The sequence below is a fragment of the Mycobacterium sp. E3298 genome, from assembly GCF_001666895.1.
Classification (GTDB): Bacteria; Actinomycetota; Actinomycetes; order Mycobacteriales; family Mycobacteriaceae; genus Mycobacterium.
The window spans coordinates 1-1005 of the sequence record NZ_LZJB01000594.1 but is presented as its reverse complement, the minus strand read 5'-3'; the positions used below and the strand labels follow the sequence as shown (position 1 = coordinate 1005).

Genomic DNA, 1005 nt, shown 5'->3' with positions numbered 1-1005 from the left:
TGTTCGTGGAGAAACACACCCGCGAGGAGCTCAGGCACCGGTCGAACTAGCTACTTCAGGTTGAATGCCTCCCGCGACACCCGGAAGTAGTGCCCGGTGCTGCTGTCGGTGCACGTCATGCCCGACGGCTCGCTGTCGCAGGTGACGGCGGCGGGTTGGCCGTAGTCGAGGGTCGGCTCGGAACGGGTGTCGCCGGCTTGCAGCGTCGGCAGCCCGGCTCCGCGGGTGGTGTCCGTGTGGCAGGCCATCGCCGGCGAGCTGCCCTGCACGATGTCGACTTGGTCGCCGAAGGCCCCCATGCAGGACTGCGGGCGGGGCGGCATCACGTAGGTGGGGTCGATGACGCCGCAGGACGCGCGGGGCGCATCTCCACCGAAAGCCGCCATCACGCAGGTGACGTCGCCCGAGGGCGACTGGAAGTGGTAGAGCGGGTCCGCGTGCGCCGGGCCCACCGCGGTCGCGGCCGCCAGGAGCGGAACCGCGGCGACCATTGATGCCTTCATGATGACGTTGTAATCCTTTTGGGCGGCCAGGTGAAGGCCCCCGCGCAAACTCATTTCGGGATTATCGGTCCGGTCCACCGGCGCACAGGCTTACGCTCAGCAAATGATGAGGACCCTCGCTGTCGCCGCCGCGACGGTCGCGGCCGCCACCGTGATGCCGGCGACCGCGCACGCGGACACCCAGAACTTTCAATCGCCGTCCGGCAACATCTACTGCGTCCTGGGCGGCTTCGGTGTGGCGTGCGACATCAGCGACTTCGACTACCAGCCACCGCCGCCACCGGAGTGCGGCAAGCATCTCGCCTGGGGCAACCGCTTCGTGTTGAACCTGGGCGAGCCGGCCGCCATCCACTGCCACGGCGACACCCTGCGCTTCGCCGGCGAGCCGACCCTCGACTACGGCCAGACCCAGTCCGCGGGCACGATCACCTGCGACAGCGAGCCGTCGGGCATGACGTGCACCGACAGCAGCACCGGGCACTACTTCCGGGTGTCGCGGGAT

Annotated in this window: 2 protein-coding genes; one reads left to right on the top strand and one right to left on the bottom strand. The window is 68.7% G+C overall.

Annotation, left to right across the window (positions count from 1 at the left end):
- Positions 1 to 50: 50 nt before the first annotated feature.
- The gene (locus A9X05_RS27235; RefSeq protein WP_156737036.1) at positions 51 to 557 is read right to left on the bottom strand and encodes a hypothetical protein; all 507 of its coding nucleotides are present in this window, start codon (positions 555 to 557) and stop codon (positions 51 to 53) included.
- Between the two features lie 52 nt (positions 558 to 609).
- Here A9X05_RS27235 and A9X05_RS27230 point away from each other — a divergent pair.
- On the top strand, positions 610 to 1005 hold a 396-nt coding region (locus tag A9X05_RS27230; protein WP_156737034.1), incomplete at its 3' end, for a DUF6636 domain-containing protein.

Excerpts from the sequence above, each read along its gene's own strand:
- A9X05_RS27235 (WP_156737036.1), bottom strand. The coding sequence starts at position 557 with ATGAGTTTGCGCGGGGGCCTTCACCTGGCCGCCCAAAAGGATTACAAC.